At 64.1% G+C, this 17,575-nt stretch carries 17 protein-coding genes; 4 read left to right on the top strand and 13 right to left on the bottom strand.

What is annotated here, in order from left to right:
- Window positions 1-137: 137 nt before the first annotated feature.
- The 4 genes from B0G69_RS25295 to B0G69_RS25280 form a co-directional block, all read right to left on the bottom strand.
- Window positions 138-539, bottom strand: a complete 402-nt coding sequence (locus tag B0G69_RS25295) for a hypothetical protein (RefSeq protein WP_121323872.1) — start codon at window positions 537-539, stop codon at window positions 138-140.
- A gap of 204 nt (window positions 540-743) precedes the next feature.
- Window positions 744-1,520, bottom strand: a complete 777-nt coding sequence (locus B0G69_RS25290) for a molybdopterin-dependent oxidoreductase (RefSeq protein ID WP_121322084.1) — start codon at window positions 1,518-1,520, stop codon at window positions 744-746.
- 15 nt (window positions 1,521-1,535) lie between these two features.
- On the bottom strand, window positions 1,536-2,162 hold the full coding sequence (locus tag B0G69_RS25285) for a cytochrome b/b6 domain-containing protein (RefSeq protein ID WP_121322082.1): 627 nt from the start codon (window positions 2,160-2,162) through the stop codon (window positions 1,536-1,538).
- Window positions 2,163-2,232: 70 nt separating this feature from the next.
- Window positions 2,233-2,490, bottom strand: coding sequence for a pentapeptide MXKDX repeat protein (locus B0G69_RS25280; RefSeq protein ID WP_121322080.1), 258 nt, complete (start codon window positions 2,488-2,490; stop codon window positions 2,233-2,235).
- Window positions 2,491-2,762: 272 nt separating this feature from the next.
- Between B0G69_RS25280 and B0G69_RS25275 the strand changes: the two genes are divergently transcribed.
- The 3 genes from B0G69_RS25275 (at window position 2,763) to ampC (ending at window position 5,274) form a co-directional block, all read left to right on the top strand.
- Window positions 2,763-3,335 carry a sigma-70 family RNA polymerase sigma factor gene (locus B0G69_RS25275; protein WP_121322078.1) on the top strand — a complete coding sequence of 191 codons (573 nt, stop codon included), beginning with the start codon at window positions 2,763-2,765 and terminating at the stop codon, window positions 3,333-3,335.
- Window positions 3,332-3,973, top strand: coding sequence for a DUF1109 domain-containing protein (locus tag B0G69_RS25270; protein WP_121322076.1), 642 nt, complete (start codon window positions 3,332-3,334; stop codon window positions 3,971-3,973). Before B0G69_RS25275 ends, B0G69_RS25270 begins: the two co-directional genes overlap by 4 nt.
- A 128-nt stretch (window positions 3,974-4,101) precedes the next feature.
- A complete protein-coding gene (gene ampC / locus B0G69_RS25265) occupies window positions 4,102-5,274 on the top strand; it encodes a class C beta-lactamase (protein WP_121322074.1) in 1,173 nt (390 codons plus the stop codon).
- Between the two features lie 59 nt (window positions 5,275-5,333).
- Here the strand turns inward: ampC and B0G69_RS25260 are convergent, their stop codons facing one another.
- The 7 genes from B0G69_RS25260 to B0G69_RS25230 form a co-directional block, all read right to left on the bottom strand.
- Window positions 5,334-6,752 (bottom strand): MFS transporter, encoded by a 1,419-nt coding sequence (locus B0G69_RS25260; protein WP_121322072.1) that lies wholly within the window; start codon window positions 6,750-6,752, stop codon window positions 5,334-5,336.
- Window positions 6,753-6,913: 161 nt separating this feature from the next.
- The gene (locus tag B0G69_RS25255) at window positions 6,914-7,177 is read right to left on the bottom strand and encodes a hypothetical protein (RefSeq protein ID WP_121322070.1); all 264 of its coding nucleotides are present in this window, start codon (window positions 7,175-7,177) and stop codon (window positions 6,914-6,916) included.
- 69 nt (window positions 7,178-7,246) lie between these two features.
- On the bottom strand, window positions 7,247-7,903 hold the full coding sequence (locus B0G69_RS25250; RefSeq protein ID WP_121322068.1) for a sarcosine oxidase subunit gamma: 657 nt from the start codon (window positions 7,901-7,903) through the stop codon (window positions 7,247-7,249).
- Window positions 7,893-10,895 carry a sarcosine oxidase subunit alpha family protein gene (locus B0G69_RS25245; RefSeq protein WP_121322066.1) on the bottom strand — a complete coding sequence of 1,001 codons (3,003 nt, stop codon included), beginning with the start codon at window positions 10,893-10,895 and terminating at the stop codon, window positions 7,893-7,895. Before B0G69_RS25245 ends, B0G69_RS25250 begins: the two co-directional genes overlap by 11 nt.
- On the bottom strand, window positions 10,892-11,206 hold the full coding sequence (locus B0G69_RS25240) for a sarcosine oxidase subunit delta (protein WP_121322064.1): 315 nt from the start codon (window positions 11,204-11,206) through the stop codon (window positions 10,892-10,894). Before B0G69_RS25240 ends, B0G69_RS25245 begins: the two co-directional genes overlap by 4 nt.
- Before the next feature lie 21 nt (window positions 11,207-11,227).
- On the bottom strand, window positions 11,228-12,472 hold the full coding sequence (locus B0G69_RS25235) for a sarcosine oxidase subunit beta family protein (protein WP_121322062.1): 1,245 nt from the start codon (window positions 12,470-12,472) through the stop codon (window positions 11,228-11,230).
- A gap of 94 nt (window positions 12,473-12,566) precedes the next feature.
- A complete protein-coding gene (locus tag B0G69_RS25230; RefSeq protein ID WP_121322060.1) occupies window positions 12,567-13,979 on the bottom strand; it encodes an L-serine ammonia-lyase in 1,413 nt (470 codons plus the stop codon).
- 345 nt (window positions 13,980-14,324) lie between these two features.
- Here B0G69_RS25230 and B0G69_RS25225 point away from each other — a divergent pair, with 345 nt between their 5' ends.
- Complete coding sequence (locus tag B0G69_RS25225) at window positions 14,325-15,407, top strand: GlxA family transcriptional regulator (protein WP_121322058.1); 1,083 nt, start codon at window positions 14,325-14,327, stop codon at window positions 15,405-15,407.
- A gap of 151 nt (window positions 15,408-15,558) precedes the next feature.
- Here the strand turns inward: B0G69_RS25225 and B0G69_RS25220 are convergent, their stop codons facing one another.
- Window positions 15,559-16,494 carry a choline ABC transporter substrate-binding protein gene (locus B0G69_RS25220; RefSeq protein WP_121322056.1) on the bottom strand — a complete coding sequence of 312 codons (936 nt, stop codon included), beginning with the start codon at window positions 16,492-16,494 and terminating at the stop codon, window positions 15,559-15,561.
- 75 nt (window positions 16,495-16,569) lie between these two features.
- Complete coding sequence (locus B0G69_RS25215) at window positions 16,570-17,568, bottom strand: GlxA family transcriptional regulator (protein WP_121322054.1); 999 nt, start codon at window positions 17,566-17,568, stop codon at window positions 16,570-16,572.
- Between the last annotated feature and the right edge of the window lie 7 nt (window positions 17,569-17,575).

The raw sequence follows: 17,575 nt of genomic DNA, 5'->3' as shown, positions 1-17,575 counted from the left end.
CTCATTGGAATTCGCTGTACGATTGGGCGAGTCGCCAGTTTTGCTTGACGGCAAATATAAAGCAACTCCACGAAGGTTGAAGATCCGGACCGCGGTTACGACTGACCTGACCGCCCGTTCAGCGCGTCACAGTTTAGCTACCCGAAAACCCGAGCCCACGCCGCGCGAAGGCGTCGCGCCCGATCTTCGAAGATATATGACGCGGCCAACGTGAGGAGAGCGGAGATCACACCGGTCACGATGTGCTCCACATAGGGGATGCGGTAGTGGCTCCTGTGACCATAAGCGTCGCCTATCGCCGTCAGCAAACCGACGAGCAGCGCATTGCTATATCGGTGCTTATAGAATCGGGCCGCAGGCGTGAAAGTCAGCAAAACCGCCAGCAGCCCGGTCAGCAGACCTGTCTGCAATGCGATCGTCCAGTGGGCGAGGCTCATGACATTGCTCCAGCTGCCGGGCATACAGGTCATGCACGCGCTGGTCGGCTGCCAGAAACGCTGGATAAACAACCGCAGGCGGCGCTTCCATTCGCTTGACACGATCGATGTCCTCGGCAATGCCGACACCGCCGTGCGTTTCCTCTGCGCGGCGTCAAGGCGTTCCGGCGAGCCCGCTTCCGGCTCATGGATCGACGTGCGCACGGGCACCCGATCGCGCTCGGGCGGGAATCTGAGCCTGGTAGCGATATTACTCCGCACCCACTGCATGCGCACCTCAGCCGGCTCTGGTGTTCGGCCTGCGACTCACGATCCGCCAAACCAGTTATAGCCCTGATCGACCCAGTAGCCGCCCGGAAACGTGTTGGTCACGAAAATCTCGATGATGTGCTTGGGATTCTTATAGCCGAGTTTGGTCGGCATTCTGAGCTTCATCGGGTAGCCGTATTTGGCGGGCAATTGCTGACCGTCAAAGGTAAAGGTCAACAGCGTCTGCGGATGCAGCGCCGTTGGCATATCGATGCTTTCGTAGTAGTCGTCAGCGCATTTGAAGCCAACGTATTTCGCCGACGTGTCCGCACCGACACGCTTGAGAAACGCCGCGAACGGCGTGCCGCCCCATCGGCCGATCGCACTCCAGCCTTCCACGCAGATATGCCGCGTGATCTGTTCGGCCTTCGGCAATGCGTCAAGGTCGGCGAGCGTCCAGTCCTTCCTGTCCTGCACGAGGCCGCTTACTTTCAGCCGGAAATCGTCGCCATTTACGTGCGGCACATCGTCGATCCCATAGAACGCATTGAACGGGAACGGACGTGTGATCTCTGCTTCGGTGTAGGTCGGAGCGAGACGGTTCGGGTCGAATAGCCAGCCCTGCACGCGGTCGTTCATTGCCGACACGCGCGATAGAAACGTTTCGACCGATTTATCGTCCGACAGGCTGCATCCGGTCAGCATCGCCAACCCGCCCAGTGTGATGATGCGTTTGCCGAACAGGCGCCGTGACGGCATATCGAGCTCACGCCGCACGTCGATGCTGAGCGACTCGCGATCGACGCCCGATCGCGACGGTTTGAATGGCTTCACAGGAGTAGTCCTCGGTTAGCGGCCACGAATCATCGTGAGCAACGAGCGCGGCACGAGCGCGACCATCGTCAGGTGAATCACGATGAAACCGGCCAGCAGCGCCATCGCGCAGAAGTGAACCACGCGCGCGTTGTCATATCCGCCCATCAGTTCGCGCAGTACCGGAAACTGCACCGACTTCCAGATCGCGAGCCCCGATACGATCAGCACGGCTATGTCGAACATCACGAACAGGTAGGCGAACTTCTGCACTGCGTTGTAGCGGCTCGGGTCCGCATGCGACAGCTGGCCTTTCAAGGCTTCGCGCAGGTCGTGCAGGACCGCGCGAGGCGACAGCGGGAAAAACTTCGACCGGATGCGGCCCGTGACGAGGTTCATCGCCAGATAAAAGAGTGCGTTGAAGAACAGCAGCCACATCGCCGCGAAGTGCCATTGCAACGCGCCGCCGAGCCAGCCGCCGAGCGTGAGGCCGGTCGGGATCGTGAAACCCCGGAACACCGGGGAGGCGTCGTAGATTCGCCAGCCCGACAGTATCATCAGCACCACGGCCAACGCGTTGAGCCAGTGCGCGATGCGTACCCATGCGGGTTGCAGGGTGCGTGTCGCGTCGAGCAACGCACCAGATTGGGGAAGAGCTTTCATTCCGAATCTCCGTGAAGCCTCGAGGCTCAGGTGCGTTCGCCGCAAGATGCCGGGAACGCACCTGTGCGCCTTACTTGCTCATCGCGTCGTCTTTTTTCATTGCGTCGTCTTTTTTCATTGCGTCGTCTTTTTTCATCGCGTCGTGTTTCATCTTGCTGCCGTCCTTCATCATCGAGTCTTTGGACATCGAATCCTTGGCCATCGAGTCCTTGCTCATCGTGTCTTTCGACATCGAATCGTTGGACATGGCGCCGCTCGCCTGGGCGAACACCGAACCACCGCTGACGAGCAAGGCTGCGGCGACTGCTGCGATTGCAATGCGTTTCATGGCAACTCCTGGAGTGTTGTTGGTCGGGCCGCCGTCGCTCATGGCTATAGCCTGTGGCCGGCCCGTGGGTATCAAATAGACTGCTTTGCGGCAACTACCGATGCGTCGTCATCCCGCATCTGTGAGGTAGTTCGCTGCGTGTCCCGGCGCGGTTACAGCACGCGCGAAGTTTTTTCTCTTCAACAGACAAAAAGAACGCATGCGACGCAGTCCTGGCCGCCAACGCCCGAGGCGATGGAATAAAATCCTGTTTCCTGTAACCGACGTCCCCGATGAATCGAACTAACGATATCACCGCAGCGCAGGCAAAAGAGGCCCATCTGCGCGCCCTGTTCCTGCGCGGCCTGGACGGAGACGCCGCTGGCTATCGGCAATTCCTGACGGAACTGGGTGCGCACCTGCGTGGCTTCCTGCGGCGGCGCCTTCACGACAGCACGGCCGATGTCGAGGATCTGGTGCAGGAAATATTGCTGGCGGTTCACAATGGACGGCATACGTATCGCGACGAGCAGCCGCTGACCGCGTGGATTCACGCCATCGCGCGCTACAAGCTGACGGATTACTTTCGGGCGCGCTCGCGCCACGACGCGCTCAACGATCCGCTCGACGATGCATTCGAATTGCTCGCCGCGCCCGATCTCGAACCGGCGCAAGCCCGGCGCGACGTGGGCAAGCTGCTCGAACAGTTGCCCGATCGTCAGCGTCTGCCGATCATGCATGTCAAGCTCGAAGGGTTGTCCGTGACCGAAACCGCGCAGTTGACCGGCTTGTCGGAGTCCGCGGTCAAGATCGGCGTGCATCGTGGACTCAAGGCGTTGGCCGCAAAGATTCGAGGAAGCCGATGAAAACGGATCAATTCATTTCTCTGCTGGCGACCGGTGTCGCGCCGATAGACCGTCACGCGCTCACGAAACGCTTTGCCGTCGCGGTGCTGAGCGGCGCGGCCGGTGCGACGCTGATCATGGCGGTGTTGCTCGGCGTCCGGCGCGACCTCGCCGAAGTCGCGCTCACGCCGATCTTCTGGGCCAAGGTCGCGTTGCCGCTATGTCTGATGCTCGGTTCGCTCTGGATGTCGACACGGCTCGCGCGGCCGGGCGTGCGCACCGGCGCCAGCGGCTGGGTGATCGCCGCGCCGGTCGCAGCGGTGTGGCTGGCCGGGGCGTATGTTTTGATGGGCGCACCGGACGACGGCCGGCTCGCACTCGTGCTCGGAAAAACCTGGCGCGTCTGCCCGTTCAATATCGCGATGCTGTCGGTGCCGGGCTTTATCGCCGTGTTCTGGGCGCTCAAAGGACTGGCGCCGACCCGGCTCGCGCTGACGGGCGCCGCGGGCGGCTTGCTGGCGGGCTCGACCGCGACGCTCGCCTATTGCCTGCATTGCCCGGAGATGGGCATTCCGTTCTGGGGCGCGTGGTATCTGCTGGGGATGCTCGTGCCGACGGTGATCGGTGCGCTGCTCGGCCCGCGGCTGTTGCGCTGGTAGTCGGCGCGGCACACTCCACAAGATTTTCTTTACCCTCGCGCAACTTATCCTCGATTGTCAGCGCGCAGCAAAAGCCGGATAGTGCGATTCGGCCAACCTGCCGGCCGACATCCAGGGAAACGCTGCCAATGAAGTCCAAAACAATCAGTCTTATCGCAAGCACCGTGTTTGCGCTGAGCACGGTGCCATCCGTGAGCCGCGCCGCCGATGCCCCGCTCGAGCGGATCAAGCCCACCGTCGACGCGGCCATTCAACCGCTCATGTCGAAATACCGCATTGCGGGGATGGCGGTCGGCGTGATCGTCGAGGGCAAGCCCTACGTGCTCAACTACGGCGTCGCGTCGACGCAAACCGGCAAGCCGGTCACGCGCGATACCTTGTTCGAACTCGGCTCCATCAGCAAGACATTCACGGCGACGCTCGCGTCTTATGCGGGCTTGAACGGCAAGCTGTCCTTGTCGGACCCGACGGAAAAGTATCTGCCGTCACTGCGCGGCACGCCGTTCGGCAGCGTGAGCCTGCTCAACCTGGGCACGCACACGCCTGGCGGGCTGCCGTTGCAGGTGCCCGACGACATCCACGACAACGACCAGCTGATGCAGTACTTCGCCGCATGGCGGCCCGCCTATGCGCCCGGCACGCAGCGCACGTATGCCAACCCCGGCATCGGCACGCTCGGCCTGATCACGGCGAAGAGCATGGGACAGGATTTCACCGCGCTGGTCCAGCACACTGTGTTTCGCGCGCTCGGCATGACGAGCAGCTACTTCGACGTCCCGAAAGCGAAAATGCCGGACTACGCGCAAGGCTATACGAAGCAGGACGCGCCGATCCGCGTGGCGCCCGGCGTGTTGTCCTCCGAAGCCTATGGCATCAAGTCGACGGCGACTGACATGCTGCGCTTCGTTGCGGCGAACATGGATCTGATCCCGCTCGACAGCACGCTCCAGCGCGCGATCATGGCGACGCACACGGGCTACTTCAAAGCAGGCGTGCTGACGCAGGATCTGATCTGGGAGCAGTATCCGTATCCAGTCGCGCTGAAAACCTTGCAGGAAGGCAATTCATCGGAGATGGTCCTGCATGCGACGCCTGCCGCCGAAATCAGGCCACCGCAGCCGCCGAGACAGGATGTATGGATCAACAAGACCGGTTCAACCAACGGCTTCGGCGCGTATGTCGCGTTCGTTCCGGAAAAGCATCTGGGCATCGTCATGCTCGCGAACCGGAACATCCCGAACGACGCACGCGTGAGCGCCGCTTATCAGATCCTGACGGCGCTCGCGGGCAGCGGGCATTGAAGGCACGCTGAGCGACGAGCGCGGGCGCCGGGCATGCCCTGCCCGGCGCCCGCCGACGCTCACTCCCGCACCGGACTCAACGCCCCATGCGGGTCCGCTTCGACCGCTTCCGACACGAGCGTCTCCAGCGCCAGCCCGCGCGTTTCGATCCCGAGTATCCATACCGCGGCGGCCGCGATCACAAAGCACATCGCGCCGAGCGAAAACACGCCGCCCTGGCCGAACATCGGCAGCACGACGCCGACCACATACGGCCCGATCAGCGACCCTACCCGGCCGATCGCGGACGCGAATCCCGAGCCCGTGGCACGCGCGCCGGTGCCGTAGAGCTCGGGCGTGTACGTATACAGCACCGCCCACATCGCGAACAGGAAAAACTGCATCGCGAGCCCGGCGCAAATCAGCAGCGTCGGCGTTTGCGCATGCAGCGCGGTCTGTCCGTAGACATAGGCCATCACCGCGCTGCCGGCGAGCGACGCGATACAGGTCGGCTTGCGGCCCCAGCGCTCGACGAGCCACGCCGCGCAAATGAAGCCCGGAATCCCGCCCAGCGAAATCAGCACCGTGTACAGCACCGACTTCGTCACCGCAAAACCGGCCTGCTGCATCAGCGCACCGAGCCACGACGTCAGCCCGTAAAACCCGAGCAGCGCGAAGAACCACAGCGTCCACACCATGATCGTGCGGCGCCGGTAGGCAAGGCTCCAGATCTCGCGGAACGCACCGCCGCCCTTCGCCGCGGCCGGTTCCGCGAGCACGGCCGGTGCGCGCAACTGGCTCAGACCCTCCGCGCGCATCACCTTCACTTCGATGTCGGCGAGAATCCGGTCGGCTTCGGCATGGCGTCCGCGATGTTCGAGCCAGCGCGGCGACTCCGGCACCACACGCCGCACGATCAGCACGAACACCGCGGGAATCGCGAGCAGCGCGAACTCGGTGCGCCAGCCGAAGGCCGGCAGCACGAAGTACGACACCACGCCCGAGGCGATGAAGCCGAGCGGCCAGAAGCCGTCCATCAGCGCGATCAACCGTCCGCGCGAGGCGGCCGGCACGAACTCCGACAGTAAGGTCTGCGCGATCGGAAACTCCATCCCCATGCCGACGCCGAGCAGCACGCGATAAAAGATCAGCGCCTCGACGCTCTGCGCGGTCGAACACAGATACGACGCGAGGCCCCACAGGACCATGCTCCACTGAAAGACCGGCCGGCGCCCGAAGCGATCGGCGAGCAGGCCCGCCACCGCCGCGCCGATCACCATGCCGAAGAAGCTCGCGCTGGCGACGAGCCCCGTGGTCGCGGTCGATAACTGGAACTCGCTTTTGATCGAGCCGAGCACGAACGTCATGGTGCCGAGGTCGACGGAATCAAAGAAAAACGCAATCGCGATGATGACGAAGATGGTCCGGTGATAGCCGGAGAACGGCAGTCGTTCGAGCCGGGCAGCGGCGCTCGAGCGTGGCTGAAAAGCGGTAGACATGTCATCCCCTCGTTGATGCGGCGGCAGCCGCGTGAGTGTTCCGGGCAGCGTTTTCAGTAGACGTCGACATAAATCGTCCACATAGAAGAAATGCGTCATCGGAATGGAACGGGGGCGTCGCGTTGGCCGCCCGGCACGCGGGCGCGAAGGACGCAAAAGCGTTAGGAACGCAACCGCGCACGGGCGGCGCCGGCGATGCGCGCGAGCGTGTCCGCACTCAGGCGTGCGGCGATTTTTTCGACGTATTCGTGATGGTGCGTCTGCAGCGGCGCGCCGAGTTGTTGCGCGAGCAGATAACGGATCAGCGCGATGCGCCGGTGCCGCAGCACGATGCTCTGATCGAGCAGCGCGAGCGCGGCAGCGGCGTCGCCTTCATGGCACGCGCGCTCGGTGAGGCGCGCGGTGGCTAGACGCGTCGACGGCATGGCATGGGCGGGAGTCGCACGAGACCGGATGCGCGGCGAGCGATGCGTGCGCGCACCGCTCGCCGCGCGTTACGCCATCAGCGGCTCGGCCGCGTCGAGCATGATTTTGACGAAGTAGTCGGCGAAGCTGCGGCGCACGACGAGCTCGAACCTGTCCGCGCCGGTATGCAGCAATGTCATCGATGCCTTGAAATAGTGGCTCTGCGCGCATTGCCCGTCGCCGAACAGTTTCGGATGCAGGTCGAGCGGGCAGCCGCGCGCCAGCACGTCACGCACGCGCGCGCCGCTGATTTCGAGCACCGTATAACCGCTGCCGACATCCACCGCCGACGCGAACACACCGCTCAACGCGGCGCCGAGTTTCGCCTGCAACGGCGCGGTGCGCACGGCATCGTGCACGGCGGCCGAGCGTACGAGCCACTCGTCCGGGCCGAGCCACAGCATGTCGTAGCCGTTGCCGCGCGCGACCGTGTTCGCCTTCTCGGGCGGCTTGCAACCGATCACGCTCTGCACCGCATTCAGGAATGCCGCGTCGCGCGTGTCGCCACGCACGTTCACAAGTTCCAGAAACGGTCGCTCGCTCAACCTGAAAGCGGCGGATGCCGTGGCCTGATGCTTCTTCAGCAACGCACCCGCGCCCACCAGCGGCGACTCCTGCCATACACCCGTTTGTCCACCCACGGCGCGATCCACGATCGATACCATCCCGCCTGTTTCATTCCACATGTTGACGTGCTCCTTCGCTGTCGTAGAACACCGAACTGGTGACCCTGGCCGCGATCTGCTTGCCGCTCGACAGCGGAATCGTGACCGTTGCGCCGATCTTCTCGAGACCGCCTTTCACGACCGCCATCGCGATCGAGCGCTTCAGGATCGGGCTGTAATAGCTCGACGTGACGTGCCCGAGCATCGGCGCGGTGTCGCCCTGGAACGGCCCGGCGACGATCTGCGAGCCTTCCGGGATCACGAACGACGGATCGTCCGACAGCAGTCCGACCAGTTGCTTGCGCCCCGCCTTCGCGGTGTCCGAGCGCGTCAGCGAACGCTTGCCGAGAAAGTCCTTCGACTTCGCGACGAGCCCGCCCATGCCGAGGTCGTATGGCGTCATCGAGCCGTCCGTATCCTGGCCGACGATGATGTAGCCCTTCTCCGCGCGCAGCACGTGCATCGTTTCGGTGCCGTACGGCGTGATGTCGAATTCCGCGCCCGCGGTCATCAATGCTTCCCATACCGCGCGCCCGACGTTCGCCGGCACGTTCACTTCATACGCGAGTTCGCCCGAGAAGCTGATGCGCATCACGCGCGATGCCGCGCCGGCCACCGTGCCCTCGCGATAACTCATGAACGGAAACGCCGCGTTCGCGAAGTCGATGTCGTGGCAGACCTTTTGCAAGACCTTGCGGCTGTTCGGACCGACCACGGCAAACGTGGCCCAGTGATCCGTGACCGAGGCGAGCCGTACGCGCATGTCTGGCCATTCCGTTTGCAGCCAGCGTTCGAGCCACGTGAGCACGCGCGCCGCGCCGCCGGTGGTGGTCGTCATCATGTAGTGCTGGTCGGCCAGACGCACGGTCACGCCGTCGTCGAAGATCATGCCGTTTTCGTCGAGCATCAGGCCGTAGCGGCACTTGCCGACTTCCAGTTTGCTCCACGGATTCGTATAGACCCAGTTCAGCAGCTTCGCGGCATCGGGGCCCTGAATGTCGATCTTGCCGAGTGTCGACGCGTCGAGTATGCCGACGCTCGTGCGCACCGCGAGCGATTCGCGCGCGACCGCCGCGTGCATGTCCTCGCCTGCCTTCGGGTAGTACCAGGGCCGCTTCCAGTTGCCGACGTCCTCGAACGCCGCGCCGTTTTCGACGTGCCATTCGTGTACGGCCGTCTTGCGCACCGGATCGAGAAACTCGCCCAGCTCGCGGCCCGCAAAGGTGCCGAAGGTGACCGGCGTGTAGTTGGGCCGGAAGGTGGTCGTGCCGGTCTCGGGAATCGTCTTGCCGAGCGCCTGCGCGAGAATCGCCATGCCGTTGATGTTGCCGAGCTTGCCCTGGTCGGTGCCGAACCCCATCGCGGTGTAGCGCTTCACGTGCTCGACGGATTCGAAACCTTCGCGCGCGGCGAGAAAAATATCCGCTGCGGACACGTCGTTCTGGAAGTCGACGAACTGTTTGGGCCCGCGCGTCGCCAGCTCACGGCCGCCGACCAGCCACAGCGGCGCGATCTTCGCCTCGCTCAGCTCGGCCACCTGCAGCGGAGCCGGCCGCGCGACGATGTGACCGGCGGCGCGCGCCGCCTCGACGCCCGCATCGACGGCAAAGCGGATGCCCTGCCCCAGCGTGAAGTCGCCCGCGCACGCGCCAACACTCGTCTCCGCCTGCATCGCCTTGCCGGGCACGAAGCAGGCCTTGTCGTCATGCCAGTGCGCCTTGCCGCCCGACTGCGCGAACAGGTGCAGCACCGGGCTCCAGCCGCCCGACATCGCGAGCAGATCGCATGGCAATGCGCCCTGCTGCGCGCCGACCTGTCCGTTCGAATACGACGCCACGTCGACCGACGCGACGCGCAGCTTGCCGTGCGCCGCCGTGACGACCGCGCCGTTCATCACCTTGATGCCGTGGCGGCGGCCCAGCGCTGGCAACGTCCCCTTCGATTCGCCTGCACGCGGATCGATCACCGTCACCTGCGCGCCGGCCGCCTTCAGGTCGAGCGCGCATTGATAGCCGTCGTCGTTGTTGGTAAACACCACCGCGTTGCGGCCCGGCAGCACCGCATAGCGATGCAGATAGGTCGACACCGCCGACGCCAGCATCACGCCGGGCAGATCGTTGTTGCCGAACACGATCGGCCGTTCATGCGCGCCGGTCGCGAGAATCACGCGTTTCGCGCGGATTTTCCACAGCAGCTCGCGCGTGCCCTTGCGTTGCGATACCGGCAGATGCTCGGTCAGCCGCTGCGTGACCGTCACGAGGTTATGGTCCTGGTAGCCGAACGCGGTGCTGCGGGACAGGATCTTCACCTCGGGCATTTGCCGCAGTTCGTCTTCGACCTTTTGCACCCATTGCAGCGCGGGCTTGCCGTCGATCTCCGCGCGGCACGACAGCAGCGAGCCGCCGAGTTCCGCCTGATCGTCCACCAGCGTCACGCGCGCGCCCGACAATGCCGCCGCGTGCGCCGCCGCGAGACCGGTCGGCCCGCCGCCGACCACCAGCACGTCGCAATGCGCAAAGCACTTGTCGTAGCGATCCACGTCGGTCTGCTCGGGCGCCTTGCCGAGACCGGCCGCGTCGCGGATCGCTTCTTCGTATTTCGGCCAGAATTTGCGCGGCCACATGAAGGTCTTGTAGTAGAAGCCCGCCGGAATGAAGCGCGCGATCTTCTGGTTGATCGCCATGCGGTCTTTCTCGATGCTCGGCTTCGCGTTCACGCTGGTGGCGACGAGTCCCTGATACAGCTCCACTTCGGTCGCGCGCGCATTCGGCACCGTGTAGGCGCCGGTTTCGAGTTGCACGACCGCGTTCGGCTCCTCGACACCCGCGGTCACGATGCCGCGCGGCCGGTGATACTTCCAGCTACGCGCGACGAAGTGCACACCGTTCGCGAGCAGCGCGGAGGCCAGCGTGTCGCCCTGATAGCCCTGATATCTGACGCCGTTGAACGTGAAGCTGAGCGCAATCGCGCGGTTGATGCGCCCGCCGCTGGGCAGTCGGTCTTTCTGGCTCATGATGCTTTGCCCTCTTGTGCTTTGGCGTCGTTGCCATCCATGGCGAGTAGCGGACGCTCGAACGTCTCGTAGCCCTGGATCTCGTAGCTCACCGTGTCGCGCTGCGCCTTGAACCAGCGCCGGCAGCCCTGCGTATGCAGCCATTGCTCGCGATGCACGCCGCGCGGGTTCTTGCGCATGAACAGGTAGTCGCCCCATTCCTTGTCGGTGAGCGTGTCGGTGTCGAGCGGACGGGCGATATCCGCTTCGCCGCCGCAAGAGAATTCGGTTTCGGCGCGGGGACCGCACCACGGGCATTCGATCAGCAACATGTGTGGGGCTCCGTTAGTGAGTTAGTGAGCCACGGCCGCCGCGCCGTGCTCGTCGATAAGATGACCGGTATAGAACCGCTCCAGCGAAAACGGCGCATTCAACGGATGCGGCTCATCCTTTGCGATGGTGTGCGCATAAGCCCAGCCCGAACCCGGCGTCGCCTTGAACCCGCCCGTGCCCCAACCGCAGTTGAAGTAAAGGCCCTTCACGTCGGTCTTGCTGATGATCGGGCACGCGTCCGGCGACACATCCACGATGCCGCCCCACTGGCGATTCATGCGCACGCGCGAGAACACCGGGAACATTTCGACGATCGCTTCGAGCGTGCCTTCGATGATCTGGAAACTGCCGCGCTGCCCGAAACCCGTGTACTGATCGACGCCCGCGCCGATCACCAGATCGCCCTTGTCGGACTGGCTGATGTACGCGTGCACCGCGTTCGACATCACGACCGTATTGACGACCGGCTTGATCGGCTCGGACACGAGCGCCTGCAGCGGATGGCTCTCCAGCGGCAAGCGCACGCCGGCCATGTCGGCGAGCGTCGAGGTATTGCCCGCCGCGACCACGGCGACCTTCTTCGCCTTGATGAAACCCTTCGTGGTATCTACGCCGACCACCTGGCTGCCGTTGCGGCGAATGCCCGTGACCTGGCAGTTCTGCACGATGTCGACGCCCACCTGGTCCGCGCCGCGTGCGAAGCCCCAGGCCACCGCATCGTGCCGGGCCACGCCGCCGCGCCGCTGTATCGATGCGCCGAGCACCGGGTAGCGGCTATTCAGATTGATGGTCGGCTCGATTTCCTTGATCTGCGCAGGCGTGAGGAATTCCGCGTCCACGCCGTTCAGGCGGTTCGCGTTCACGCGGCGCTCGGTGTCGCGCACGTCCTGCAGCGTGTGCGCGAGGTTCATCACGCCACGCTGGCTGAACATCACGTTGTAGTTGAGATCCTGCGAGAGCCCTTCCCACAGCTTCATCGCTTTCTCGTACAGCGCGGCCGATTCGTCCCACAAGTAGTTCGAGCGCACGATGGTCGTATTGCGCGCCGTGTTGCCGCCGCCGATCCAGCCTTTCTCCAGCACGGCGACATTGCGCACGCCGTGTTCTTTCGCGAGGTAATACGCGGTGGCGAGACCATGCCCGCCGCCGCCGACGATCACGACGTCGTATTCACGCTTGGGCTCGGGGCTCTTCCACTGTCGCTCCCAGTTCTCGTGATACGACATCCCGTTGCGCAACAGGCTGAATATCGAATAGCGGCTCATCGTGGGTCCTTGTCAATGCTGTCTTAACTGCTGCCTGGCGTTGCGTAGGCATGCTTCACTGAAACTTCAACACTCGAGCTTCAACACTCGAGCTTCAACACTCGATCACGTTCACGGCCAAGCCGCCGCGCGACGTCTCCTTGTACTTCGTCTTCATATCGGCGCCCGTTTCGCGCATCGTCTTGATCACGTTGTCGAGCGACACGTAGTGCTGGCCATCGCCTTTCATCGCCATGCGCGCGGCGTTGATCGCCTTGATCGCGCCCATCGCGTTGCGCTCGATGCACGGAATCTGCACGAGGCCGCCGACCGGATCGCAGGTCATGCCGAGGTTGTGCTCCATGCCGATCTCGGCGGCGTTCTCCACCTGGGTCGGCGTGCCGCCCATCACGGCGGCGAGCGCGGCGGCGGCCATCGAGCAGGCCACGCCCACTTCGCCCTGGCAGCCCACTTCGGCGCCGGAGATCGACGCGGTTTCCTTATAGATGATGCCGATCGCCGCGGCGGTCAGCAGGAAGTCGACGATGCCTGCGTCGCTCGATGCATGCATGAATTTCACGTAGTAATGCAGGACCGCCGGAAGCACGCCGGCCGCGCCGTTGGTCGGTGCGGTGACGACACGCCCGCCGGCCGCGTTCTCTTCGTTGACGGCCATCGCGTACAGGTTGACCCAGTCGAGCATCGAGAGCGGATCGCGCAGCGACTCCTCCGAGCGCGCCCGCAGTTGCGCGCACAGATCGGCCGCGCGGCGCTTCACGTGCATCGGACCGGGCAACTCGCCGCGCACCTTGCAGCCGCGTTCGACGCAGGCGGCCATCGTGCGCCAGATCGTCAGCAGCCCCTCGCGCACTTCGTGCTCGGGGCGCGCCGCGCATTCGTTGCGCAGCGTCAGCTCGGCGATCGACAAACCGGTCTCGCGGCACACGCGCATCAGGTCGTCGCCGGTACGAAACGGATATGGCACGTCCGCGCCGGCGCGCACGCCATTCACGCGATCGCCTTCGCGATTGACCACGAAGCCGCCGCCGATCGAGTAATACTCTTTCTCCACCAGCAACTGGCCGTTTTCGTCGAATGCCTGAAAACGCATGCCGTTCGGATGCACGATGCTGGAGCCCAGTGCGCCCAAGGTGCCGGGCACGGCCGGCATCAGTTTGCGAAAGAAGCCGAGGTGCTCGCGCTCGTCGAAGGCCACCGGGTGCTTGCCGAGCAGCCTCAATTGCTTCGTCTCGCGGATCGCCTGCAGACGCGGCTCGATCAGGTCCGGGTCGATCAGATCGGGCAGATTGCCTTCGAGCCCGAGCAGCGCGGCCTTATCCGTGCCGTGCCCTTTACCGGTCGCGCCGAGCGAACCGTACAGTTCGACTCTCACGCGGCGCACGAAGCCGAGCAGGTTCGCGTCTTCGATATGCGAAGCGAAGCGGCATGCGGCGATCATCGGCCCGACCGTGTGCGAGCTCGAAGGACCAATGCCGATCTTGAACAGATCGAAGACGCTGACGTTCATGGCGTGCCTTCTACGTTGCGGGCGATGCGCTGCCTCGGTGGAGTAGTTCGTATTGCACCGCAAGGCAACCTGAATCGATAGAATAAAAACGGCATGACAGTGGGATAGTGGCGTCAAGCGGGCCGCCAGCCAAGCACGGCGGCGTATTTGCGATGACTTCTGACGCATTTTCGACAGGCGTCCAGGTTGCGGCTGGCGATGCTGACGTTGCACTGGATGCGCCGCCGGAAGGGTTATGAAAAGCGTCCGACGGTCCCTCGTCAAATGCGGGGAAACCGGCCGGTAAAGCGCCCGCCATCCCCAGTGCTATGCTTGACTCCACCCTTTCCCTTGCCGCCTGCATGCATGAATTCCGCTGAACCGCTTCCCCCTCGTTCGATCGACGGCACGTCGAAGCAGCGCATCCGCTTCGGCATCATCCTGTTGCCCAACTTCACGCTGACCGCGTTCTCGGGTTTCGTCGACCTGTTGCGGCTGTCCGCGGACGAAGGCGATTTCAGCAAACCGGTGCGCTGTTCGTGGAGCGTGCTGGGGGAAACCCTCGCTCCCGTGCGCGCGAGTTGCGGCATCCAGATCACGCCGTGGGAAACCTTCGACAACGCCGAACCGTTCGATTACGTCGTGGTGGTTGGCGGGCTGCTGCATTCGGGGCCGGCCGCGAGCGACGCGACGCTCGCGTTCATTCGCCGTGCCGCCGCCACCGACGCGACGCTGGTCGGCATGTGCACCGGCGTGTTCTCGCTGATGCGCGCGGGCGTGCTCGACGGCCACCGCATCTGCGTGAGCTGGTTTCACTACTGGGATTTCATCGAGCGTTTTCCGTCGGTGAATGAAGAAGCGCTGGTCGCCGATCGGCTGTTCGTGATCGACCGGCGACGCATTACGTGTTCGGGCGGACGCGCGTCGATCGACGTGGCCGCGGCAATCCTGCTACGCCACTTCGAAACCGCCACCGTGCAAAAGGCGCTGCGCATCCTGCTGGTCGACGACCTGCAGAAAGGCAACGCGCCGCAGCCGCATCCGCCGGGGCTCGCGCCCGCCACGCATCCGAAGGTCAAGCGCGCGATCCTGCTGATGGAGCAGCACGTGGGCCGTTCGCTGCCGCTCGACGAACTCGCGCGCAAGCTCGATCTGTCGCCGCGCCAGCTCGAACGGCTTTTCAAGGCGCAAACCGGCAAGGCGCCGCAGGCCTACGCGAAGCAGGTGCGCTTGCGCACCGCCGCGTGGCTGCTGACGAGTTCGGACAAGACCGTCGCCGACATCGCGTCGAGTTGCGGCTTTTCGGACGCTTCGCATCTGGGCCGAGAGTTTCGCAAGCAGTTCGGCTTGCCGCCGGTCATGTACCGTGAACAACGCGGCACGGCGGCGCAAGTTGAAGACGGCTCCGGCTACGACGAAACATTTCCGGGGCGGGCTCAGGCGATTTGATGCGGGGCGTTGGCGGGGCGCACGCACGGTTGCACGTTCGGTGCGTATGGTTCACTCGCGTTGGACGGCATGGCGTTCGCCGTCGCCCTGTCACGTGCTGCGTGCCGCTGCCACGGGCCACCGCCCGCGGCAATGCGAACACTAAAAGCGCTCACTGCCCCGCTATATAAGCCTTCACCGCGGGCAACCCGTCCTTGCCGTCGAACGTCTTCACACCCGCCAGCCACTTGTCCAGCACGCCCGGATTGTCCTTCAGCCACGCGCGCGCGGCCTTGTTCGGATCGGTCCTGTTCATGATCGGCAGCATCACGTGGTTCTCCATGTCGGTCGTGAACTGCAGGTTCGACACCAGTTTGGCGACGTTCGGACAGCGCGTCGAATAATCGTTCGACGTGACCGTCAGCACTTTCGCTTCGCCGTAGTTCGGGCCGAACACCGCGTCGCCGCCGGACAGATAATCGATCTTCATCTGCACGTTCATCGGATGTGGTTCCCAGCCGAGAAACACGATCGGCTTCCTGTCGCGGATCGCGCGGTTCACCTCGACCAGCATGCCCGCCTCGCTCGACTCCACCAGTTTGAACTTGCCGAGCCCGAACTGGTTGCTGTCGATCATCTTCCGGATCTCCGCATTGCCGTCGTTGCCCGGCTCGATCCCATAGATCTTGCCGTCGAGCTTGTCGTAATTCTTCGCGATGTCGGCGAACGTCTTGATGCCCGCCTGATACGTGTAATCGGGCACCGCCAGCGTGTACTTCGCGCCGGTCAGGTTCGGCGGGGTCAGCACGGTGATCTGACCGCCCTTTCTGAACGGCTCGATCATCGGGTCCATGGTCGGCGACCAGTAGCCGAGAAACACGTCGATCTGTTTGCCCTTCACGCCCGCGAAAGTAATCGGCACCGACGCGATCGTTTTGCTCGGCTTGTAGCCGAGTCCTTCGAGCACTGTCGACGCGAGGCCGGTGGTCGCCGCGATATCGGTCCAACCGACATCCGCGAAACGGACGTTGCGGCAGGTGGCGGGTTCCGCGGCAAAGGCAGACGATACAGACAGCGCGCACAACGACGCGGCCCACAGACGTTTCATGGCGTTCCCTCTCCCTCGGATGGTGGATCAAACTGATTGTGTCGATCGACCCGGTTGCACCGGATCGAAGTTTTTTCACGCCGACAGCCGCCGCTCGACACTCGGCGCATGGCCGAATTGCGCGCGGTACGCCTTGCTGAAATGACATGGCGAATGAAAGCCGCACACCGCCGTGACCCGCGCGATCGACGCGTCCGTATTGCGCAGCAGCTCGCGCGCGCGTCGCAGACGCAGCGTCAGGTAGTAATGCGTCGGCGAGACGTTGAGAAACATCTTGAACATGCGCTGCAAATGGCGTTGCGACAGACGCACGAGGCGCGCGAGTTCGTCGAGCGACAACGGCTCCTCGATATTCGCCTCCATCAGCCGCACCACTTCGACCAGCTCGGCGCGCGAGAAGCCGACCCGCGCGTCGACGGGGATGTGCTGATAGTCGGTCGAGCCGCGAATCCGTTCGACGATGAACTGCTCGGACACCTGCGCCGCCACCGCATGGCCCAGACGCATGCCGACCAGCTTGAGCATCAGATCGAGCGGCGCGGTGCCGCCCGTGCAGGTCATCCGGTCGCGGTCGATCACGAACAGCTCGTCGGCAAAGCGCACGTGCGGGTAACTCTTGTGCAACGGCGACATGTCCTCCCAATGCACGGTGGCGCGATACCCGTCGAGCAGGCCCGCGGCCAGCAGCGCGTAGGGCCCCGTGCAGATGCCGCCGAGCGGAATGCCTTGCGTGGCCACCTCGCGCAGCAACGCGATCACCGTTTCGTCGACGTAATCGCGCACGTGCCAGCCGGCACAGACGAACAGCACGTCAGGCATGCCGGCTTCGGCGAGCGTCGTGGTCGGCTTCACCGTGATGCCGTTGCTGGCGCGCGCCGGTTCGCCGTCCGGCGTGATGACCGACCACCGGTAATGCTGCGCGCGGCCCACGTAATTCGCCATGCGCAGCACTTCGACCGCGCTCGTGAAGGCGATCATCGAAAAGTTCGGCAGCGTCAGAAAGCCGACGTGCGCGAGCCCCGCCAACCGCGAATCCGCCTGGGGCTCGGCCGGTGTGAGCGCGTCGCGCTTCATCGGCGGC

Source organism: Paraburkholderia sp. RAU2J, assembly GCF_003634845.1.
GTDB classification, from domain to species: domain Bacteria; phylum Pseudomonadota; class Gammaproteobacteria; order Burkholderiales; family Burkholderiaceae; genus Paraburkholderia; species Paraburkholderia fynbosensis.
Note: the sequence above shows the minus strand (reverse complement) of the source record. Positions and strands in the feature narration are given on the sequence as shown.